Source organism: Acinetobacter higginsii (assembly GCF_000369525.1).
GTDB classification, from domain to species: Bacteria; Pseudomonadota; Gammaproteobacteria; order Pseudomonadales; family Moraxellaceae; genus Acinetobacter; species Acinetobacter higginsii.
Genome location: NZ_KB850072.1, coordinates 1,076,595 through 1,095,958 on the forward strand (window position 1 = coordinate 1,076,595; position 19,364 = coordinate 1,095,958).

Genomic DNA, 19,364 nt, shown 5'->3' on the forward strand with positions numbered 1-19,364 from the left:
ATAGGAGAGACGGCAGTGGATAGCCTGATAACACAAGATGTAGAAAAAATGACGCTTGCGGAGTTACGAGCGCTACAAACCAAACGCTTAAAAGACACCTTGACATATGTTTATGCCAATAGCCCTGTCTATAAGAAAAAGTTTGACGATGCAGGTGTACATCCTGATGATTTCGTCAACTTGGATGATCTGGCCAAGTTTCCATTTACCACTAAACAGGATTTAAGAGATAACTATCCCTTTGGTATGTTTGCAGTGCCACAGGAGCAGATTGTTCGTTTACATGCCTCTTCAGGTACCACAGGGAAACCAACTGTCGTTGGCTATACCCAAAAAGATATCCATACTTGGTCGGATATCGTAGCACGTTGCCTGCGTATGGCAGGTCTAAGTGCCAAAGATATGATTCAGGTCGCCTATGGTTATGGTCTGTTCACAGGTGGTTTAGGCGCACATTATGGCGCTGAACGCTTAGGTGCAACCGTGATTCCAATGTCAGGTGGGCAGACGGAAAAACAGGTGCAACTGATTCAGGATTTTAAACCGACGGCAATTATGGTGACGCCATCATATTGTGTCAGCATTATTGAAAAACTGGAGCAGCAATTAGGCAGTGCCCGTAATACCTCGTTAAAAGTTGGGATTTTTGGTGCTGAGCCTTGGACCAACGAGTTACGCCGTGAAATCGAAGAACGTTTGAATATCAAAGCGCTGGATATTTATGGTTTATCGGAGATTATGGGGCCAGGGGTTGCGATGCAGTGTTTGGGCGAAGGTGAAGGACTAACCATTTGGGAAGACCATTTTTATCCTGAGATCATTCATCCTGAAACGGGTGAAGTGTGTAAAGATGGTGAATTGGGTGAACTGGTATTCACCACCATCACCAAAGAAGGTTTGCCGATTATCCGCTATCGTACCCGCGATTTAACCCGTTTATTGGCAGGTCAGAATCTTGCCATGCGCCGTATGGATAAAATTGTAGGGCGTAGTGACGACATGTTGATTATTCGCGGTGTCAATGTATTCCCGACACAGATCGAAGAACAGATTTTACAAGTGCCGAGTCTGGTACCGAATTATGAAATTCTGGTGGCAAAGAAAGGGCATATGGATACTTTGCATATCCGTACCGAAATGTGCCATAACTGTGACAAGCAGGCGCAGCAATTGGCTCAACAGTTGATGCAGCGGATTAAAACCATGATTGGGATTTCTGTTACGGTGGAAGTGGTGAATGAATTGACCTTGCCACGTTCTGAAGGTAAAGCAAAACGCGTCATTGATATGCGTCAGATTGCTTAACATTATAATCATTCAGGGTATAGTATTCCCTATATCCTGAATCTAAATGCCAAGATAAAAGTATGAGTGTAAAGTTACAGCAAATTATTGATTCAATCATTCAGAATGAACCCTTAAGTGGTACCTCATTGATTTCGACTATTTTTGGCGATTCAGTGCTGCATCGAGGTGGAAATATCAGTCTTGCCAGCTTGATTCAGTTAATGGAGTTGTTTGATTTTAATGATCGTGCTGTACGAACTTCTGTTTTTCGTTTGGTTAAAAGTGATTGGCTTGGTTCAGATAAAATTGGCAGGACCAGTTTCTACCGCATTACCGATGCCAGTCGTTCCAAATATTTGCAGGCTGAGCAACGGATTTATAATGATCAGATGAAAGAGTGGGATCATTCTTGGGACCTGATTTTGATGTCGAGTTTGGATACAGACAATAAGGCATTTTTAAAGAAAGAACTGGAATGGTTGGGTTTTGCTAATATTTCTACCAATCTGATGGCTTATCCAGGTTCAAACCGCTTGCAGCTACAAAAGCTGTTGGTTGACTTAAATATGAGTGAACAGGTGGTGGTGTTTAAGGCTGAGACCTTACAGCTGTTTAATAACTCAACCGAAACGATTGGCCGTATGTTAGAAACCAATTGGCCGATTGATGAGTTACGTCAACGTTATCTGCAATTTCTGGATATGTTTCGGGAGATTGGCGTGATTTTGATGCAGGATGACGAAAATATTGAACCGATTCAAGCCTTCCAGATTCGGACCTTATTGATTCATTACTATCGTCGTATTTTACTGAAAGATCCTGCATTGCCCTTAGAACTATTATCGGCGGACTGGCCTGCAGTCAATGCCCGTACATTATCCATGAACATTTACAAAAAAGTCTTTGAAGCGGCTGATGACTATTTCTTATCGGTTGCGGCAACATCGGAAGGGCCAATGCCAAATGCGACTGCACCGTTCTGGCGTCGTTTTGGCGGCTTAACCCAAAGTAATGAGAGATTGAGTCATGCCTTGCTATAGCATTGATGGGGTGGTTCCTGTGGTTCACCCCAGTGCATTTGTTCATCCCACTGCGGTTTTAATTGGTGATGTGATTATTGAAGCTGGGGTTTATATTGGGCCATTTGCCTCATTGCGTGCGGATTTTGGCCGTATCCATATCAAAGAAAATGCCAATGTACAGGACAGTTGCATCATTCATGGTTTTCCGCAAAGTATTACCCTTGTTGAAGAAATGGGACATATTGGTCATGCTGCGACTTTACATGGTTGCCGTATCGGTAAAAATGTGCTGATTGGTATGAATAGCGTCATTTTGGATTATGCCGAGATTGGTGAAAATAGCATAATTGGCGCAAATAGTTTGGTCAAAACCAAAGATCAAATTCCGGCCAATGTACTGGCAATGGGAAGCCCAGCAAAAGTTGTGCGAGATTTAACAGAACAAGAACGCGCATGGAAAATAAAGGGCACTCAAGAATATATTGAGCTTGCACAGCGTTGTTTAAACAGCATGATAGAAGTCCTGCCTTTTATTGAAAATTCACATGATCGTAAGACCTATCAAGATTTTCAGTCTGATCACCAAATCAAGCCAACAACGGCCTAAATAGACCATTTGAGCTGATCAATTTCTTTTGAACATCCGCGATAACAAGACATCAAAAAGCAACAGTTTGTTTTTAAATATTAGTTGATGATGGAGTGTAAGTTTTTCTACTTCTTCGTCAGAAAAATACAGGCAAGTATTTGCCAGTACATTTTTGGATGTAAACCCGCCTAAAAGTGAATACTTTATTTAAGGAAATACAACGAGGTTAATGATGTCTATTTTAACAAAAGAAATTTGGGATCAAAAATTATTTCGTGGTACATGGCAATCTGCCAAAAACGGTTATCAAGTGGTTGAAGTTGCGACTGGTGAGTCCTTAGGGCAGATTGGATATGCAGATACATCCGATGTGGTCGATGCAGCTCAGCAATCCAAGATTTCACAAAAGCAATGGTGGGCGCTTAGTTATCAAGAGCGTCAGGTAGTTTTTGAGCGCGCAGTTCAGATCCTAACGGAGCATCAGGCTGAAATTATCGAGTGGCTGGTGAAAGAAAGTGGTTCGTTACAATTAAAAGCAGGTTTTGAGGTTAATATCTCGATACAGGTATTAAAGCATTGTATTGGATTACCAGCAGCTGATCAGGGCACATTATTGCCAACTACGGCAGGTAAACTGAGTTTAGCCAAGCGAGTGCCTTTAGGTGTCGTTGGTGTGATTTCGCCGTTTAATTTTCCTTTATATCTTGCGCTACGTGCGGTTGCACCAGCCTTAGCGCTTGGAAATGCGGTGGTCTTGAAACCTGATGAACGCACTGCAGTCTGTAGCGGTTATGCAATTGCCCGTATTTTTGAATTGGCTGGTTTACCACAAGGACTATTACATGTACTGCCTGGTGGTGCTGAAGTGGGTGAGGCCCTGACCTTGGATAAAAATATTGCCAGTATCCAGTTTACTGGTTCAACCCATGTAGGTCGTATTGTGGGTGCCAATGCGGCTAAAACACTGAAAAAAGTATCGCTTGAGTTAGGTGGCAAAAACTCACTGATTGTTCTGGACGATGCCGATATTGAGCTTGCAGCAGAGAATATCGCGTGGGGTGCTTTTTTGCATTCGGGTCAAATCTGTATGACTTCTGGAAAAATCCTGATTCAGGAGAAGATTTATCCTCAAGTCAAACAACGTGTGCTTGAGAAGGTTAAAGATTTTGTGGTGGGTAATCCTTTGCAAAATGATGTCACGATTGGCCCACTGATTAATGCCAAGCAATCGCAACGGGTCGAACAGCTGGTTAAGGATGCAATTGCGCATGGTGCAAAACTAGAATTCGGTGGGCAGGCGAAAGGGGTTTTCTTTGAGCCAACGGTCTTAGCTGATGTAACACAAGACAATCCGATTTTTACAGAAGAGATTTTCGGTCCTGTTGCTGTTCTGATTCCTTTTAGCACCGATGAACAGGCAATTGAACTTGCAAATGATGGTGACTATGGGCTTTCAGCGGGGATTATTACTGCAAATGTTGGGCGCGGCATGCAGCTTGGCCAACAATTGAATGTAGGTTTATTGCATATCAATGATCAAACCGTAAATGATGAAACAGTGAATCCTTTTGGCGGCTTTGGTGCATCAGGCAATGCTTCACGGATTGGTGGTCCTGCAAATGCGGATGAATTCACTCAATGGCAGTGGATGACTATTCAAGCGCAAGCGCCACATTATCCATTTTAAGTAGGGTTAACAAACTCCTTGTGATTTGTCCCTAAAACTTTAGGGACAAATGCTGCTAAATCACATTACGCAGTTCATTGGCGGTGTTGCGTAGTAGCGGTAAAATCTGTTGCACTAAATAATCCTCTTGTACACGATTGGTCTGTGACATGCAGTTTACAGCGGCAATCGCTTTTCCTTGAGCATTGATCACAGGTACTGCAATTGCGATGACACCGAGTTCATGTTCTTCTTTAGAGAGGCAATAATCTGCTTGTGAAATACCTTTCAGCACCTCAAAGAACTTATTTTCATCCGTTATTGTAAAAGGGGTTAAACGTTTTAAACCAAATCTTTTAATCCAGTCGTGTTGAGCTGTCTCTGATTGGGCAGCCAATAAGACTTTCCCTGTTGACGTTGCGTGTGCAGGTAGACGATTGCCTAAATGCATGCCATAAGGGCTCACCCTGAGATTATCTTGTTGAGGCAGATAGCTACGGGCGATCGGCACCACCTCGTTATCATCTAAGACCACCAGGGAAAAGGTTAATGACGTTTGTGCAGATAAAAGATTAAGGAAGGATTGGGCAATTTTAGGCAAGTGTGCTGAACTTAAATAAGAACTTGAGAAACGTAACACACGATGGGTGAGCCAATAATAATGTTCATCTGTGTCTAAATAGCCTAAGTATTTTAAAGTTTTAAGATAACGCCGTGCTGCAGTTCGGCTAATTCCAGTCCGTTCAGCCACTTGAGTGACATTTAAACGTTGTCGATCAACCCCAAAAGCCTCCAGTAAAACTAAACCCTTTGCTAAGCCTGCAATGTAGTCTTCCTGACGAATCTGTTCATGCGAATTGGGGTGTTCTAACACAGCATCAACCTTAACCATGCTTCCATTCCTGTTATTGTGATGTTTTGTCCGCTATTCGGACAAATGAAATGATAATCGGTTCTTTTCGACTTGGCTATATCGTGTACACAACTTAAAAGCAGTAAGTTAAATGACAGGAGATCACAAGGAAGATGTCATGGAAATTTTAACAACGCAGGTTGCGATTATTGGTGCAGGTCCAGCTGGATTGCTACTTGGGCAGCTTTTATATCAAGCAGGTATTGAGCATATTATTATTGAACAACGTAGTACAGATTATGTCGCTTCGCGAATACGTGCTGGCATCTTGGAACAAGTCTCGGTGGATTTACTTAAGCAGGCCGGTGTAGATCAACATTTAAAAGAGAAAGGATTGCCACATTCAGGCATTGAAATACTTACCAATGGGCAGAAGCACCGTGTTGATTTATCTGCATTGACAGGTGGAAAGCAAGTCACAGTTTATGGTCAAACAGAAGTGACCAAAGATTTGATGATGGCACGTGAGGCCGCACAACTTAAATCATTTTATGAAGCACACAATGTACAGGTTAGCGATTTTTATCAGACACCTAAAGTGCAATTTGAACATCAAGGGCAGGTATTTAAAATTCACTGTGACTTTATTGCAGGCTGTGATGGCTATCATGGAATATGCCGAGCCAGTGTGCCTCAGGATAAAATCAAGACGTATGAAAAAGTGTATCCATTTGGCTGGTTAGGCGTGTTAGCCGATGTACCACCTGTAGCCGATGAATTGATTTACGTCCAATCAGAACGTGGTTTTGCTTTATGCAGTATGCGTTCAGAAACACGTAGCCGTTATTACTTGCAAGTGCCGCTTAATGATCGAGTTGAAGATTGGTCAGATGAGAGATTTTGGGAAGAGCTGAAATTGCGTTTAGATGCTGAAAGCCGAGAAAAGTTGGTAACAGGTTCATCGATCGAAAAAAGTATTGCACCGCTACGCAGTTTTGTGACTGAACCGATGCGCTTCGGCAAGCTGTTTTTAGCAGGTGATGCGGCACATATTGTCCCGCCAACGGGCGCAAAAGGATTGAATCTGGCAGCCTCAGATATTGCTTATCTCTCCAGGGCATTGATTGAATATTATGTCGAAGGTTCAGATCAGGGCATTCAGGAATATTCAGAAAAATGTTTACAACGGGTCTGGAAGGCCGAGCGTTTTTCTTGGTGGATGACGCATTTGTTGCATCGCTTTGAAACAGAAAGTGAGTTTGAACATAAGATTAAACAAGCCGAACTTAGCTATATTCTTGGCTCTACGGCGGGCAAGACGACTTTGGCAGAAAATTATGTCGGCTTGCCTTATGAAATAAAAAATAGTACTGAAGAAGTTCGTGCCTAAGTCGGTTCTGTAAAGCAAATAAAAAAGGCCTGTCTAATCAGTTAGACAGGCCTTTTAAATACAGCATAGGTAAGTTATTCAGCAAACTGCGGAATCATTTTCCGTACATTGGTTTTCGCATCAATCACGGTCATAAAAGTATAAGCACCAATAAATTTACGGCTAATGAACATAAACTCTTTAGGTGGAACCGAGAAATAGCGTGAAGCCATCGATTGACCAGCCTGTTGCATCACTCGATTATGCAATTGGCTCTTTTTCCAGTCATAACGGTCCTGATCATCCATAATACCAGCTGGCATATCAGGATTGTTACTCGGGCAGCTAAATGCTTCTGTTGCAATCAGGAAAACATCTGCCATACCTGGTTTAACATTTTCAGGCATGGCATCAAAGAATTCATAACCTGTCATGGCTTTGACCATGGCATTCTTATCATGGTCATAACCCGCATGGATCAGATTGCGTGCAACCGTGAGCAAGTTATTGTCGAATTGTCGAATCGCACCAAAATCGAGGAGCACGATTTTATCTTTAACGTCATCACCATTACCTAAACGAACCAAGTAATTACCAAAGTTCGGGTCGGTCTGCATTTCACCCCATTCAAATAGCTCACGTACCGCAATTTCTAAAGACGCTTCACCGAGTTGGTTGCGACGCTCTTGGGGCAGGGAAAGCATCACTGGACTATTGACTGGTACGCCACGCTCAAAGGTCATACACAACACTTTTTCAGCGCAAAATTCCTCAATAATTTCAGGTACTACATAACGCGGATCATCTTTCAAGCGTTCAGCAAAACGACGTGTGGTTGCCGCCTCAATGCCATAATCGACTTCACGATGCATCATCTCACGAACTTCATCGAACCACTGATCAAACTCACGGGTTTGAGGCACCATACGTGTCAGTTTCAGCATGTTCTTAAACAGATTCATGTCAGAATCAATGGCTTCAGCAACACCAGGATACTGTATTTTTAGGACCAGCTCTAAACCATCTGACTTACGTGTAGCACGATGTACTTGAGCAAGTGATGCTGTTCCAATTGGCTCATGATCAATCGTAAGTTCATCGAGTTTAGAGCCCAATTGATCTTGTAAGTGCGTTTTAATTGCAGGCCAAGCCAGTGCAACGGTTTGGTTGTTGAGGGTATTTAATGCTTGTGTGATTTCTTCAGGTAAAAAATGTTCACCGTATAAAGCCATCATTTGTCCAATCTTAACAATTGAACCTTTTAATTTACCAATTTCAGAAACTAAATAGTGTGCCTGCTCAGCCATGGCCTTTTTTCGTTTCTTCTCTTTTTCTTCTTCGCTCGAGAATATAGAAGTGGCACTTGCTGTCGCCCAGCGTGTTCCAGCAAGTAGAGAAGCTTTTGCAATAGATAAGCGACGATCCACCGATGAGGTTTTTAGATTCTTAAGCTTATCGTTCTGATCTGACATGAAAGAAAAGTCCTATGCTGAAATCGGAGGGTTGAAAGCCGAGACTTGAATTGTAGCGGATATTACCGCTTTTGAACGTATTAAAATAGTTCAATCTCTTGAATTATCAGTCTAAATTTGTGCAATAGGGTATCTTCATAAAAATAGCCTAAGTAGAAATTTGCTATTTACTATACAAATGTTCTAAATTTTAAACTGAATCTTAAGTGAAGATTTCCTCATCAACGCAGCACGATTGCTGTGAATATGTTTCACTAGCATCTGTTTTACTTGACTGTGGTGAAACCCAACTGCATACGCTTTAACGATAATAATACTTGGCAGCGTAAAGAAAAAATACTTGGTGTCGTCTAAAGTCGCATCTTTGAAAACGCCTTCTTTAACAAGTATCTCTCTGAGAAATTGTTTTTCAGCTTGTACTGTGCTGGATGATTCATCATCCCAATAATTCTGACGCATCGCCATCAAATTATTATGCTTATAACTCATATAACCATTGAGCCTGTTTATTTCACCGTTAGCCAATATATGAGGTTGTTAGAGTATTTATCAAGAATAGATTTATATCAAAAATAGCCTAAGCAAATTTAAACGTTTATTTAAAAATGCTACACTTATCACACGACCAACATTAGACAAAAATACAGAATTGTTATGACACCTGCTTGTAAACTATTGGAAAAAAATAAAATACAATTTTCTATTCATGAATATGAACATGATGTGAATGCAAAAAGTTTCGGGTTAGAAGCTGCAGAAAAACTCAACTTAAAGGTGGAAGAAGTTTTTAAAACCTTAATGGTGACCGATGAAAAGAATTATTTCATTGCAATCTTACCTGTGCACCATCAACTTAATCTAAAAAAAGTGGCGACAGCAGTAGGCTGTAAGAAACTACAAATGGCCAATCCTAAAGATGCGGAGCGCTTGACCGGTTATCTTGTCGGGGGGATTAGTCCATTAGGACAAAAAAAACGTCTAAAGACGGTCATTGATGCGACGGCGAAAACATTCAATAAAATTTATGTCAGTGGTGGGAAACGGGGATTGGATATTGGTCTTAATCCACAGGACCTCGCAAAATTACTGAGTGCTGATTTTTTTGATGTTTTAGACTAGAAAAATAATTTTTACAGACAATGTTTTTTATAAATTATTGTTATATCTAATTTTTTAAGAATCTACAAAAGCAATTAGCAATTAAAAAGTTATCATTTTATTTAATGAGAATTATTATTATCTTTTTGTATCTTTATTAAGCTAAATTAATATTTAAAACAAATTAATTCAATAAATTAGATCGCATTTTTCAGGTTCTTTTATGGAATTGAAATAGTAAATGATAATAATTATCATTAGTTCTATCTTAATCGCAAACTCCCTTGTGCTTAAGATGTGTTTCAGGCCTAAAACATTTCGAAAAACAAATTAACTCTCTTGAAAGAGGATACCGTCAGATGCAATCACTTGCCAATCGGTTGGCGATGCAACATTTCGTCAATGCATATACGCAAGAAACTGGCAAAGGTCACTTGCTAGATAACAGTCAGCAAAGTCCACAACAACAAGCGTTTAGCCAAGGTTTGACGCTGTTATCAATCCCTATCCATTCTATTCAAGCGCAATGTAATTTCCCTTTATCTTATGTCAGTCGAGTCGGGCGACATCGTTTAGCAGATCTTCCACAAATTATTATCCATGGACAAGTCAAACCATTTAGTACTGTTGCAATTGTCGGGTTATTGCTTGAGGAACTGGTTTTTGAGTCATCTATTCCATTAGATGCAGCTTCTTTGTTGGAGAAGTGGATTCAAAGCCGTGATGCATTACAACAGTTTTTAGCGCAGCGCGAAGCTGATTTCGACGACTTGGTAAAAGCAGGCCAGAATTTTATTGAAACCGAACAGGCACTGATTCTAGGGCATAGCATGCATCCAGCGCCAAAAAGTAGAACAGGTTTTGTACATGAAGACTGGTTAAAGTTTTCACCTGAACATAAAGGCAAGACGCAACTACATTATTGGCTGGTTCATCAGGACTATATCTCAGAAGGCAGCGCTACGGATGAAAGTATTTCAGCTCAATTAAAAACAGCGTTACAGTGGTATTTGTCTGAAAATGATCTCAATCTGCTCAAGACCCACACAGCATATAAATTACTCCCATTACATCCTTGGCAAGCCCGCTATTTGCAAAGTAAGCCTTGGTTTGAACGTTTAAAACAAACGGGACAGTTAATTGATGTTGGCTTACGAGGCTGGCAATTTTCTCCAACCACTTCGATCCGAACACTGGCGAGTTTTAATGCGCCGTGGATGGTAAAACCATCGCTTTCGGTGATGATTACCAACTCTATTCGAGTCAATTTAGCGAAAGAATGCCACCGTGGTGAACTCACTCATCGTCTATGGCACAGTGAATTTGGTCAGAATATTTTAAAGCATTGCCCAAGCTTAAAAGCAGTGAATGATCCAGCATGGATTGCTTTGAAAATTGATGATGAGGTGGTGAACGAAAGTATCTGTATTTTCCGCGATCAGCCATTCCATCCTCAACAGCAAGTCACTTGTATTGCATCCTTATGTCAGGATCATCCAAATAAACCTCTAAATCGTTTTAATGCTTTATTCGCAAAAATTGCAAAAGCACATCATGAAACCGATTTCTCAGAAATTGCTTTGGATTGGTTTAATCGTTTCCTTGAAGTCAGTTTGCAACCGTTGATGTATGTCTATCATCGCCATGGCATGGCATTTGAATCACATCAGCAAAATGTGCTGTTGGAGTTAGAAAATCATTTCCCAAAAAGCTTATGGCTACGTGATAACCAAGGTTTTTATTATATCGAAGAGTTTGCAATCGAAATTCTGCAAGCGCTGCCTGAGCTGAAAGAAAAAGCGTTTGCCGTCGGGCCTAAAGATTTCGTGGATGAACGTTTTAGTTATTATTTCTTTGGCAATACCTTGTTCGGCATTATCAATGCGATTGGCGCAACAGGCTATATTACTGAAGATGAATTACTTGGGCATCTAACAAGTTTCTTGCAGGAACAATTACAGCAATATCCAGACAGTACCTTATTACAGGGATTATTGTTCAATGCAACCTTGCCTTATAAAGGTAATTTGCTCACACGTTTACATGAATTAGATGAGCTGATTGCGCCTGTCGAGAACCAATCTGTCTATGTCGAACTGCCAAATCCGCTGCGTATTTCACAGAAGGATGTCAGTTATGCTTGATTTTATTGGAATTGGTCTAGGGCCATTTAATCTGAGTCTGGCCAGCCTGCTGCATAATAAAAGCACACTGAACTATGCAATTTTTGAGCAGAAAGCCCAGTTTGACTGGCATGCAGGAATGCAGTTACCCAATACGGTATTGCAAGTGCCGTTCATGGCGGATCTGGTCTCAATGGTTGATCCAACCAGCCCATTTAGCTTTTTGAATTATCTGCGCCATCAGCAACGTTTATATAAATTTTACTTTTTAGAACAACCGCATATTCCACGTTGTGAGTATAACCATTACTGTCAATGGGTTGCAGAACAACTTGATTGTATCGAATATCAATCTCGTGTTTTGAAGATCGAACCTCAAACCATTGGCTTTAAAGTTGTGGTGGAATCGGAGGGTGTTCAGCACAGTTATTTATGCCGTCATCTGGTTATCGGAAGCGGTAATGTGCCTTACTTGCCTGAATGCTTGGCCAAAGTGCAGCAACAGCAACCACAAAAATGTCTGCATTCTGCACAATATATGACGCATGCCGATACAGATTTACACGGCGATGTTGTGGTACTTGGTTCAGGACAATCCGCAGCCGAAGTCTTTATTGATCTGTTTGATGAGCAGCAAGATACAGCCAATCATCAGTTCGACCTACACTGGTTTACTCGTTCTCAGGGCTTCTTTCCAATGGAATATGCACCATTGGGGCTGGAACATTTTAGCCCAGACTATGCACAGCATTTTTATGCTTTGCCAGCTGAAAAGAAAGAGCAACAATTGCAGCAGCAGTCTTTGTTATACAAGGGCATTAGTGCAAAGACCATCCGTGAAATCTATCAAAAACTTTATCACCGTAGCATTGCGGGTCAAAGTTTGCAGACACATTTACATAGCCAATGTGATTTGAAAGATGTAGAAGTCTTAGATACGCAAAAAATTCGACTGCATTTCCAACATCGTGCCACGACACAGGCTTTCCATTTAGATTGTGATTTCCTGGTTGCTGCAACAGGTTACTTTACCCCTGATTTTGGTTTTATGCAGTTGCTGAAACCTTATATTGAATTTGATCATAAACAGCGTTGGCAAATCACTGAAGACTATCGTGTTGTACATCATCTAAATGGTCATATTTTTGTCCAGAATCAGGAAATGCATAGCCATGGGGTCGGTACACCAGACTTAGGGCTTGGCGCTTATCGTGCAGCGACGATTATTAACCAGTTGCTTGGTGAGTCGCTTTATGAACTCGATCAGCAGGCGCAGACCTTCCAGCATTTTGAGCTCAATCAGAATCCTAAAATCCAAATGGCAGATGACCAAGCACTTTCAGTCGAGGGTGTTTCTGAAAAAGCTGTGAGCCAAAACCAGTCTATTTTAAAGAAAACAGAACAGAGCACGATTACAACGCATGCAGGTAGTCGTTGTGCAAATACACGTACACAAACTGTGTCTGTACATTCAACTTATGAGAAATTGATATGAACTTTGCAACTTTAAAAATTAATCAGCAGCAATGGCGTGCCGCTGGACAGCGTCTCATTGAAATGGCGATTGCAGAGTTTCTATATGAAGAAATTATTGAAGTTAAAGCCTTATCAACAGGACGTTATCAGTTAGATTTAGGCAATCGTCATTATGAATTCCAAGGCCACCCATATTTGCTTGGACACTGGAATATTCAGGAAGGCTCAGTACGTGATGTAAGCAACGGTCAGCACAGTGATCAGCCTGCTTGGAATTTACATGAGTTTATTGTCGCAATGTCTGACAAGGCAAACGTAAAGCCATTCACCAAAGCGTATTTGATTAAGGAAATGAATAATACTTGGTTGGCAGAAGCGCATTTATTTAATGAAGCGCGTTTACCAAGCACAGCCGTGCTGACTGAACCGCACTATAAAGTTGAAGGCATGCTACGTGGTCACCCTTGGTTGATTATGAGCAAAGGCCGCATGGGCTTTGGTTATGACGATTATTTAAGTGCTGCACCAGAGCTATCACCAGAAGTCAAAGTATTATGGTTGGCCGTACATCGTGATTTGGCTGAGTTCCGTAGTACAAAGCAGTGGGATGCTTGTGGTTTATATCAACATGAATTTGATGCCAATGAGCTGCAACAGTTCATCCAAATTTTGAAAGAAAAGAATTTAGATCCGCAAAATTACTTTTTGATTCCTGTACATGCTTGGCAATGGCATCAGTGGCTGGTTCCAACTTATGCCAATGAAATTGTCGACCAAAAAATTATTGAGCTGAACATTAGCCAAGACAGCTATGTGCCAATGCAGTCTATTCGGACATTATGCAACACATCAAACCTACAACGTCATTACATTAAACTGCCTGTAAGTATTTTCAATACCGCTGTTTATCGTGGACTCCCATCAAAACGTAATCTAGCAGCCCCAGCTGTAACTGGATGGTTAAAGCAAATCCATCAGCAAGATCAAGACCTACAAAAAACTGGAGTGATTTTCTTGGGTGAAGTGGCGACCTTAACCATTCATCAGCCTTGTTTTGACCGAATTGAAGGTGCACCTTATCAATTTAAAGAATTGTTTGGTTGTTTGTGGCGTGAAAGTATCGATCGCTATGTTGATCCATCACAACAAGTGCTTTCTCAAGCAGCACTATTACACCGAGATATTTCAGGTCAATCGATCCTAAGTGTACTGATTCAAGCGTCTGGTTTGAGTCCTCTGGCTTGGTTAGCACAATTTGCACAAGTCTGCCTCAGTCCGTTATTGCTTTGCCTGTATCGCTACGGCTTGGCTTTTTCACCGCATGGCGAAAACACCATGTTGGTACATGAAAATGGTGTGCCAAAAGCATTGGTATTAAAAGACTTCATTGATGACATCAATTTAGTGGATGAGGATTTCCCTGAATTGGCTCAATTGCCATCTGAAGGCGGTTTGTTATTACGTCACGAAGCGACAGATTTAAGTCATTTCATTTTCACAGGTCTATTTATGGTGCATTACCGTTATATCTGTAATGTGTTCCTACAAGACTATCCTGAATATTCAGAACTCGATTTCTGGCAGACCATTTCCAACACCATTGTTGCGTTTAACCAACAACATCCAGAATTGGCTGAGCGAGCTGAAAAATTTGCCATGCTGCGCCCAACGTACACCAAAATTTGTTTAAACCGTGTTCGTTTATTTACCACCAGTTATAACGATGAAGCAGAACGTCCGGTGCCTGTTTTCCTTGATCCAATTGCAAATCCCGTGAGCCCTGAAACATTGGCTGAATGGTCAGCTCAACAAGCTGAATCTAAAGCGGGTTAAGTCTTTTTCTAAATTTATAAAGGTTCGATATGAAAACTATTTCTCAGCAATTACCAGATTATTTTGAATACCACGAAGATGGCACACAATACTACTTACGCCAAGTGCAATACCCACAAGATATTCCTTTGCTACATCAATGGATGCATGAGCCACATGTCATTCCACAGTGGCAATTGAATAAGTCAGAACTGGATTTACAGGTTTACTTCGACAAGATGCTGGCGGATGACCATCAACGTTTATTGATTGTGGGTGTGGATGGCAAAGATGTGGGCTATACCGAGATCTATGAAGGTAAGCGTGATCGTTTAGGTCGTTATTACGAAGGTGATGACAATGATCTCGGTTGGCATTTGCTATTTGGTGATAAATCCGTGTTTGGTAAGGGCTTTTTACGTCCAACCATTCGTTTGCTCAGCTTCTATATTTTTGAACATTCACAAGCCAAGAAAATTGTGGGTGAGCCTGATCATACGGTTAAACCTTATGCCGCTGTGGTTGCAGAACTCTGCTACGAAACTCAACGTTTAATTCCTATGCCAGAAAAAACGGCAATGTTGTATTACTGCTTTAGAGAAACTTTTTATAACAAGTTTGGTGAATATTACCAAACGTCACAACAACAGCTAGCCAATCAGCCAGCCAAAATCCTGAGTGTTACATGAGCCTATCTATCAATGAGATGCACATCTTGGACATGCGCTTTGCAGCGCATGTCTCAGTGGCAGAATTTGAGCAATGGTTAATCCATATTCAACAATATTTCGAACAAAAAAGAAGTTTTGTGCTGATTATGCAAACCGAGCCGAACACTGAATTTCCCGAAGAATATCGGGTGATTCAGGGGAAATGGTACAAACAATATAAACAAGATTTTTACCAGTATTGTTTAGGCCTTGCCCGAATTGCCCAAGATGAGGCAGATCGTATTCGATTAGACACGCCAGCTTTGCAAAAAGCTTGGCATGTTCCTTATTTTGTCAGTTTAGAAAAGACCGCTGCCGTGCAATGGGCGATGCAGAGGTACTTATGAATCAACAAATAAAACCTGACCAAGATTTTCCAATCAAAACAGTCTCTGCACTGAGCTTATCTGTGGTGGTGGTGTTGTACCTTGCACATGCATTGCCGCTGTACTTTTACAATGTTGCCTTACCTGCAATTCTACGTCATCAAGGGGTCGATCTACGCTGGATTGGCATGTTGTCGCTGCTATATATCCCATGGGCATTTAAGTTTTTTTGGGCACCCTTAATTGATCGTTTCTATTTTAAGGCACTTGGAAAACGCAAAACTTGGCTTTTATTCACCCAAATAGCCTTGGTATTAGGTGTCGTTGCCTTGGCTTTGACACAATTCGATTATGGTCTAAGTGTATTTGTTATTGTCGGTTTATGGATTTCAACCTTTGCCGCAACCCAAGATATTGCGATTGATGGTTATACCGTCGAAACCTTTTCTGAATCCGAATACCGATTAGGCAGTATGGCACAAAGTATTGGCGTGGCGCTGGGCAGTATGATTGGTGGTGCTGCAACTTTGTGGCTTTATCAATTGTATGGTTGGCAAACAGCGCTGATTTGTTTAGCTGCAATGACAGCATTCACCATGCTTGCAGTGTTTCAAATTAAAGAAAAAACCAATACTGAAAAAATTGCCAAACAAGCGCCGAGTCTGATTCGAGCCTTTAAGCGCCCTGAGATGCTTTGGGCCTTGGCTTTGATTGTCTGTTATCGCGTAGTCGAAGCGCCAGCAATGGCCATGCTCAATCCGATGTTGATTGATCAAAAATGGTCATTGGCAGAGATTGGCGTACTGATGTCTGTGATTGGCGCGGGCATTGGGTTATTGGCAGCAGTGACAGCCGCATTCCTGTTAAAAAAAATTGCAGCAACACAATTACTGATTTGGGCTGGTTGGGCACGCAGTTTGGTGTATGCCTTACTGGGCATCGCGGTCTTACTCAGCTGGTTTAATCAGTGGCAAATGTTATTGGGGCTATTTGTTGTAGTTATTTTGGCGATTCGTTATATCGCGATGACTGCTTTATATGCGCACTTCATGCATACCAGCTCTAAGGAACAAGCTGGAACAGACTTCACCATTTTGGTCTGTTTTGAACTCCTGGTTTATTTCATTGGCGGTGCAATGTCTGGTTTCTTGGCCAAAGCATTTGGTTATGGAAATTTCTATCTCATTCTCGCAGCAGCATCTGTGTTGAGCGTCTTGCTCAGCCAAGTGTTAATCCACAAAGCAAAACAAACGGAACAACTCACCTAGGGGTAATTTATGAAAGTACGTTCACTTTCGACATCATTAACGCTGTTAAGCTTAGCAATCAGTACTCAGCTATATGCTCAAACAGTTGAAACAGATGCATCTGTTCAAACGACTGCTGCTGTTACAAGTCAGAAACCAACACAACTTGCACCTATTGTGGTGACAGCCTCGCGTTCAGCACAAAGTATTGCTGAAATTGCAGGTACGGTGTACCGCATTGAACAAGAAGATATTGCAAAACAAGCCGCTGCGGGTATAAGCACAGCAGATATTTTAGGTTTACTCGTTCCATCACTAACACCAAGTTCTGGTACAACCAGTAACTATGGAATGACCATGCGTGGCCGTACAGTCCAGTATATGATTGATGGTGTACCACAAACGGGTTCGCGTGATAGCTCACGACAATTAAATAGTATTAGCCCAGATATGATTGAGCGTGTTGAAGTAGTCTCTGGTGCCAGTAGTATTTATGGTTCTGGTGCAACAGGCGGGATCATCAATATTATCACTAAAAAAGGGTCGACCGAGGGTGTTCATTTTGAATCAAAACTCGGTGTAACTTCAGGCGATAACTTTAAAAATGATGCCTTGGCTTATGAAGCATATCAATCTGCTGCATTTAAACAAGGGGATTGGAATGGTTTCCTCGGGGCAAGCTATACCAAACGCGGTGAGATTCAAGACAGTCATGGCGATCGAATTGGACCTGAAGTAGCGCAAACGGATCGTCAAGATACGGAAACCATCGATGTCAATGGTCGCCTGGGATGGCAGTTTGCTGATAAGCAAAGTATTAGCATTGGTGCACAATATTATAATGATGAACAAGACAGTGACTATGGTGCAGACTATGGACCAGGCTTAGCTGTTTTACTTAGAGGTGCAAAACCAAGCCAGAAAGCAGTGAAAGGTTTGGAACTAGACAGTCAGCCAAGAACAAAACGTGCAGCTGTAAATGCACAATATGAAAACCAAGATTTCTTTGGTCAGACTTTAAATGCAGAAGCTTACTATCGTACTGAAAAAGGTCGGTTTTATCCAAGTGCAAACTATTTAGCACATGCAGCCCATCCTCAAAAAGGGATGTATATTGTTACTCAATCGGAAACTGATATTGATGTATTTGGTGCGCGTTTAGCTTTACAAAGCAAATTAAACCTTGCGGAACGCGCTTTACATCTCACTTATGGTGTCGATTATGACAAAGAAAAAGGCAAGCAAACCGCACAGCTTTATGATCTAAATACTTTTATGAGTAGTAATGGTCTGAAGTTCAAACCATTAAATAATTATGGTTTTGGTCCAGATGTAGATACTGAGAAGTTAGGTTTCTTTTTACAGAGTCAATTTGAAGTCACTGATCGCTTAAATTTACAGGCAGGCGTGCGCCATGAGCGAATTGATAGCCAAGTGCAGGATTCTGTTCCTTATTCTGAAGCGATGATTGCAGATTTTATTCCAACATATAATCCAGTAACTTTAAAAGGTGGGTCGGTCAAGCATGATGCGACTTTATTTAACTTAGGGGCTGTTTATCATTTAACAGATGCTCAACAAGTTTTTGCTAATTTCTCTCAAGGGGCAAACTTACCTGACGTACAACGTATGCTACGAGACGTACCTGCAAACTTTGTTGTAAGCAATCAAACCATTGATCCAATTAAAGTGAATAGTTTTGAGTTAGGTTGGCGTCTGCAAGATAATGCTTTAACTACGGGACTTACAGCGTTCTATAACAAGTCGGATAAATCATTGAAATTTGGTCCACCAAACTTTGCAATCGAAGTGATTGATACCGATGAACGTGTTTATGGCCTAGAAGGCAATGTGAAGTATGCGGTGACTGATGCATGGAATGTCGGTGGTACTTTGGCTTATACACGTGGTCAATTTAAAAATACCAGTGGTAAATGGCAAGAGTTAGATGCCATCCGTGTTGCACCGTTAAAAGGAACTGTCTATTCAGATTGGCAATTTAACGATGGTTTAGGTTTGCGTGTTCAAACCTTGGCAATTGGCGGTACAGACAAAGCACGTAAAGAAGCCATTGAAAATGGCAGTCGTCCGCCTGCTGAAATTAAAGGTTTTGCAGTGATGGATGTGATTGCCAATGCGAAAGCCGGTCCGGGTACATTAGGATTTGGTGTTTATAACGTTTGGAATACAGACTATAAGTCTGTATATAGCCAAGCAGTTTCGACAGTGTATGGCGATATTTCTAGTCTAGCTGCACAAGGTCGTACTTATGGTTTGAGTTATACCCTCAAATACTAATCTAATCAAAAAGGCA

General features: G+C 41.3%; 16 protein-coding genes. 13 read left to right on the forward strand and 3 right to left on the reverse strand.

Annotation, left to right across the window (positions count from 1 at the left end):
• Positions 1-15: 15 nt before the first annotated feature.
• The 4 genes from paaK to F902_RS11045 all read left to right on the forward strand — a co-directional run bounded on the left by paaK (position 16) and on the right by F902_RS11045 (position 4,585).
• Positions 16-1,305, forward strand: a complete 1,290-nt coding sequence (paaK, locus tag F902_RS11030; protein ID WP_005203444.1) for a phenylacetate--CoA ligase PaaK — start codon at positions 16-18, stop codon at positions 1,303-1,305.
• Positions 1,306-1,367: 62 nt separating this feature from the next.
• Positions 1,368-2,327: a PaaX family transcriptional regulator gene (locus F902_RS11035; protein WP_005203446.1), complete on the forward strand. Its 960-nt coding sequence runs from the start codon at positions 1,368-1,370 to the stop codon at positions 2,325-2,327.
• Positions 2,314-2,916: a DapH/DapD/GlmU-related protein gene (locus F902_RS11040; RefSeq protein ID WP_005203449.1), complete on the forward strand. Its 603-nt coding sequence runs from the start codon at positions 2,314-2,316 to the stop codon at positions 2,914-2,916. The genes F902_RS11035 and F902_RS11040 overlap by 14 nt, the downstream gene beginning before the upstream one ends.
• 214 nt (positions 2,917-3,130) lie before the next feature.
• Positions 3,131-4,585 carry a benzaldehyde dehydrogenase gene (locus F902_RS11045; RefSeq protein WP_005203451.1) on the forward strand — a complete coding sequence of 485 codons (1,455 nt, stop codon included), beginning with the start codon at positions 3,131-3,133 and terminating at the stop codon, positions 4,583-4,585.
• Positions 4,586-4,640: 55 nt separating this feature from the next.
• Here F902_RS11045 and pobR read toward each other — a convergent pair whose 3' ends face one another.
• Entirely contained in the window at positions 4,641-5,456 is an 816-nt protein-coding gene (gene pobR, locus F902_RS11050; RefSeq protein WP_005203453.1) for an IclR family transcriptional regulator PobR, read from the reverse strand.
• Positions 5,457-5,595: 139 nt separating this feature from the next.
• Between pobR and pobA the strand changes: the two genes are divergently transcribed.
• On the forward strand, positions 5,596-6,807 hold the full coding sequence (gene pobA / locus F902_RS11055) for a 4-hydroxybenzoate 3-monooxygenase (RefSeq protein ID WP_005203455.1): 1,212 nt from the start codon (positions 5,596-5,598) through the stop codon (positions 6,805-6,807).
• 74 nt (positions 6,808-6,881) lie between these two features.
• Here pobA and F902_RS11060 read toward each other — a convergent pair whose 3' ends face one another.
• Both F902_RS11060 and F902_RS11065 read right to left on the reverse strand, forming a co-directional pair.
• Positions 6,882-8,258, reverse strand: a complete 1,377-nt coding sequence (locus tag F902_RS11060; RefSeq protein WP_005203464.1) for an ABC1 kinase family protein — start codon at positions 8,256-8,258, stop codon at positions 6,882-6,884.
• Between the two features lie 183 nt (positions 8,259-8,441).
• Positions 8,442-8,747, reverse strand: coding sequence for a hypothetical protein (locus F902_RS11065; RefSeq protein WP_004807329.1), 306 nt, complete (start codon positions 8,745-8,747; stop codon positions 8,442-8,444).
• A gap of 165 nt (positions 8,748-8,912) precedes the next feature.
• Here F902_RS11065 and ybaK point away from each other — a divergent pair, with 165 nt between their 5' ends.
• The 8 genes from ybaK (at position 8,913) to F902_RS11105 (ending at position 19,348) form a co-directional block, all read left to right on the forward strand.
• Positions 8,913-9,377, forward strand: a complete 465-nt coding sequence (gene ybaK, locus F902_RS11070; protein ID WP_004807326.1) for a Cys-tRNA(Pro) deacylase — start codon at positions 8,913-8,915, stop codon at positions 9,375-9,377.
• Positions 9,378-9,715: 338 nt separating this feature from the next.
• Entirely contained in the window at positions 9,716-11,500 is a 1,785-nt protein-coding gene (locus tag F902_RS11075) for an IucA/IucC family protein (protein WP_005203467.1), read from the forward strand.
• Positions 11,493-12,974 (forward strand): lysine N(6)-hydroxylase/L-ornithine N(5)-oxygenase family protein, encoded by a 1,482-nt coding sequence (locus F902_RS11080; RefSeq protein ID WP_005203469.1) that lies wholly within the window; start codon positions 11,493-11,495, stop codon positions 12,972-12,974. Before F902_RS11075 ends, F902_RS11080 begins: the two co-directional genes overlap by 8 nt.
• Entirely contained in the window at positions 12,971-14,788 is a 1,818-nt protein-coding gene (locus F902_RS11085; RefSeq protein ID WP_005203471.1) for an IucA/IucC family protein, read from the forward strand. Before F902_RS11080 ends, F902_RS11085 begins: the two co-directional genes overlap by 4 nt.
• 29 nt (positions 14,789-14,817) lie before the next feature.
• Positions 14,818-15,456 carry an acinetoferrin biosynthesis acetyltransferase AcbD gene (gene acbD, locus F902_RS11090; RefSeq protein ID WP_004807319.1) on the forward strand — a complete coding sequence of 213 codons (639 nt, stop codon included), beginning with the start codon at positions 14,818-14,820 and terminating at the stop codon, positions 15,454-15,456.
• Positions 15,453-15,824 carry a hypothetical protein gene (locus tag F902_RS11095; protein WP_005203473.1) on the forward strand — a complete coding sequence of 124 codons (372 nt, stop codon included), beginning with the start codon at positions 15,453-15,455 and terminating at the stop codon, positions 15,822-15,824. Before acbD ends, F902_RS11095 begins: the two co-directional genes overlap by 4 nt.
• Positions 15,821-17,071, forward strand: coding sequence for an MFS transporter (locus tag F902_RS11100; RefSeq protein WP_005203475.1), 1,251 nt, complete (start codon positions 15,821-15,823; stop codon positions 17,069-17,071). The genes F902_RS11095 and F902_RS11100 overlap by 4 nt, the downstream gene beginning before the upstream one ends.
• Before the next feature lie 9 nt (positions 17,072-17,080).
• The gene (locus F902_RS11105; RefSeq protein WP_005203476.1) at positions 17,081-19,348 is read left to right on the forward strand and encodes a TonB-dependent receptor; all 2,268 of its coding nucleotides are present in this window, start codon (positions 17,081-17,083) and stop codon (positions 19,346-19,348) included.
• Positions 19,349-19,364 lie beyond the last annotated feature (16 nt).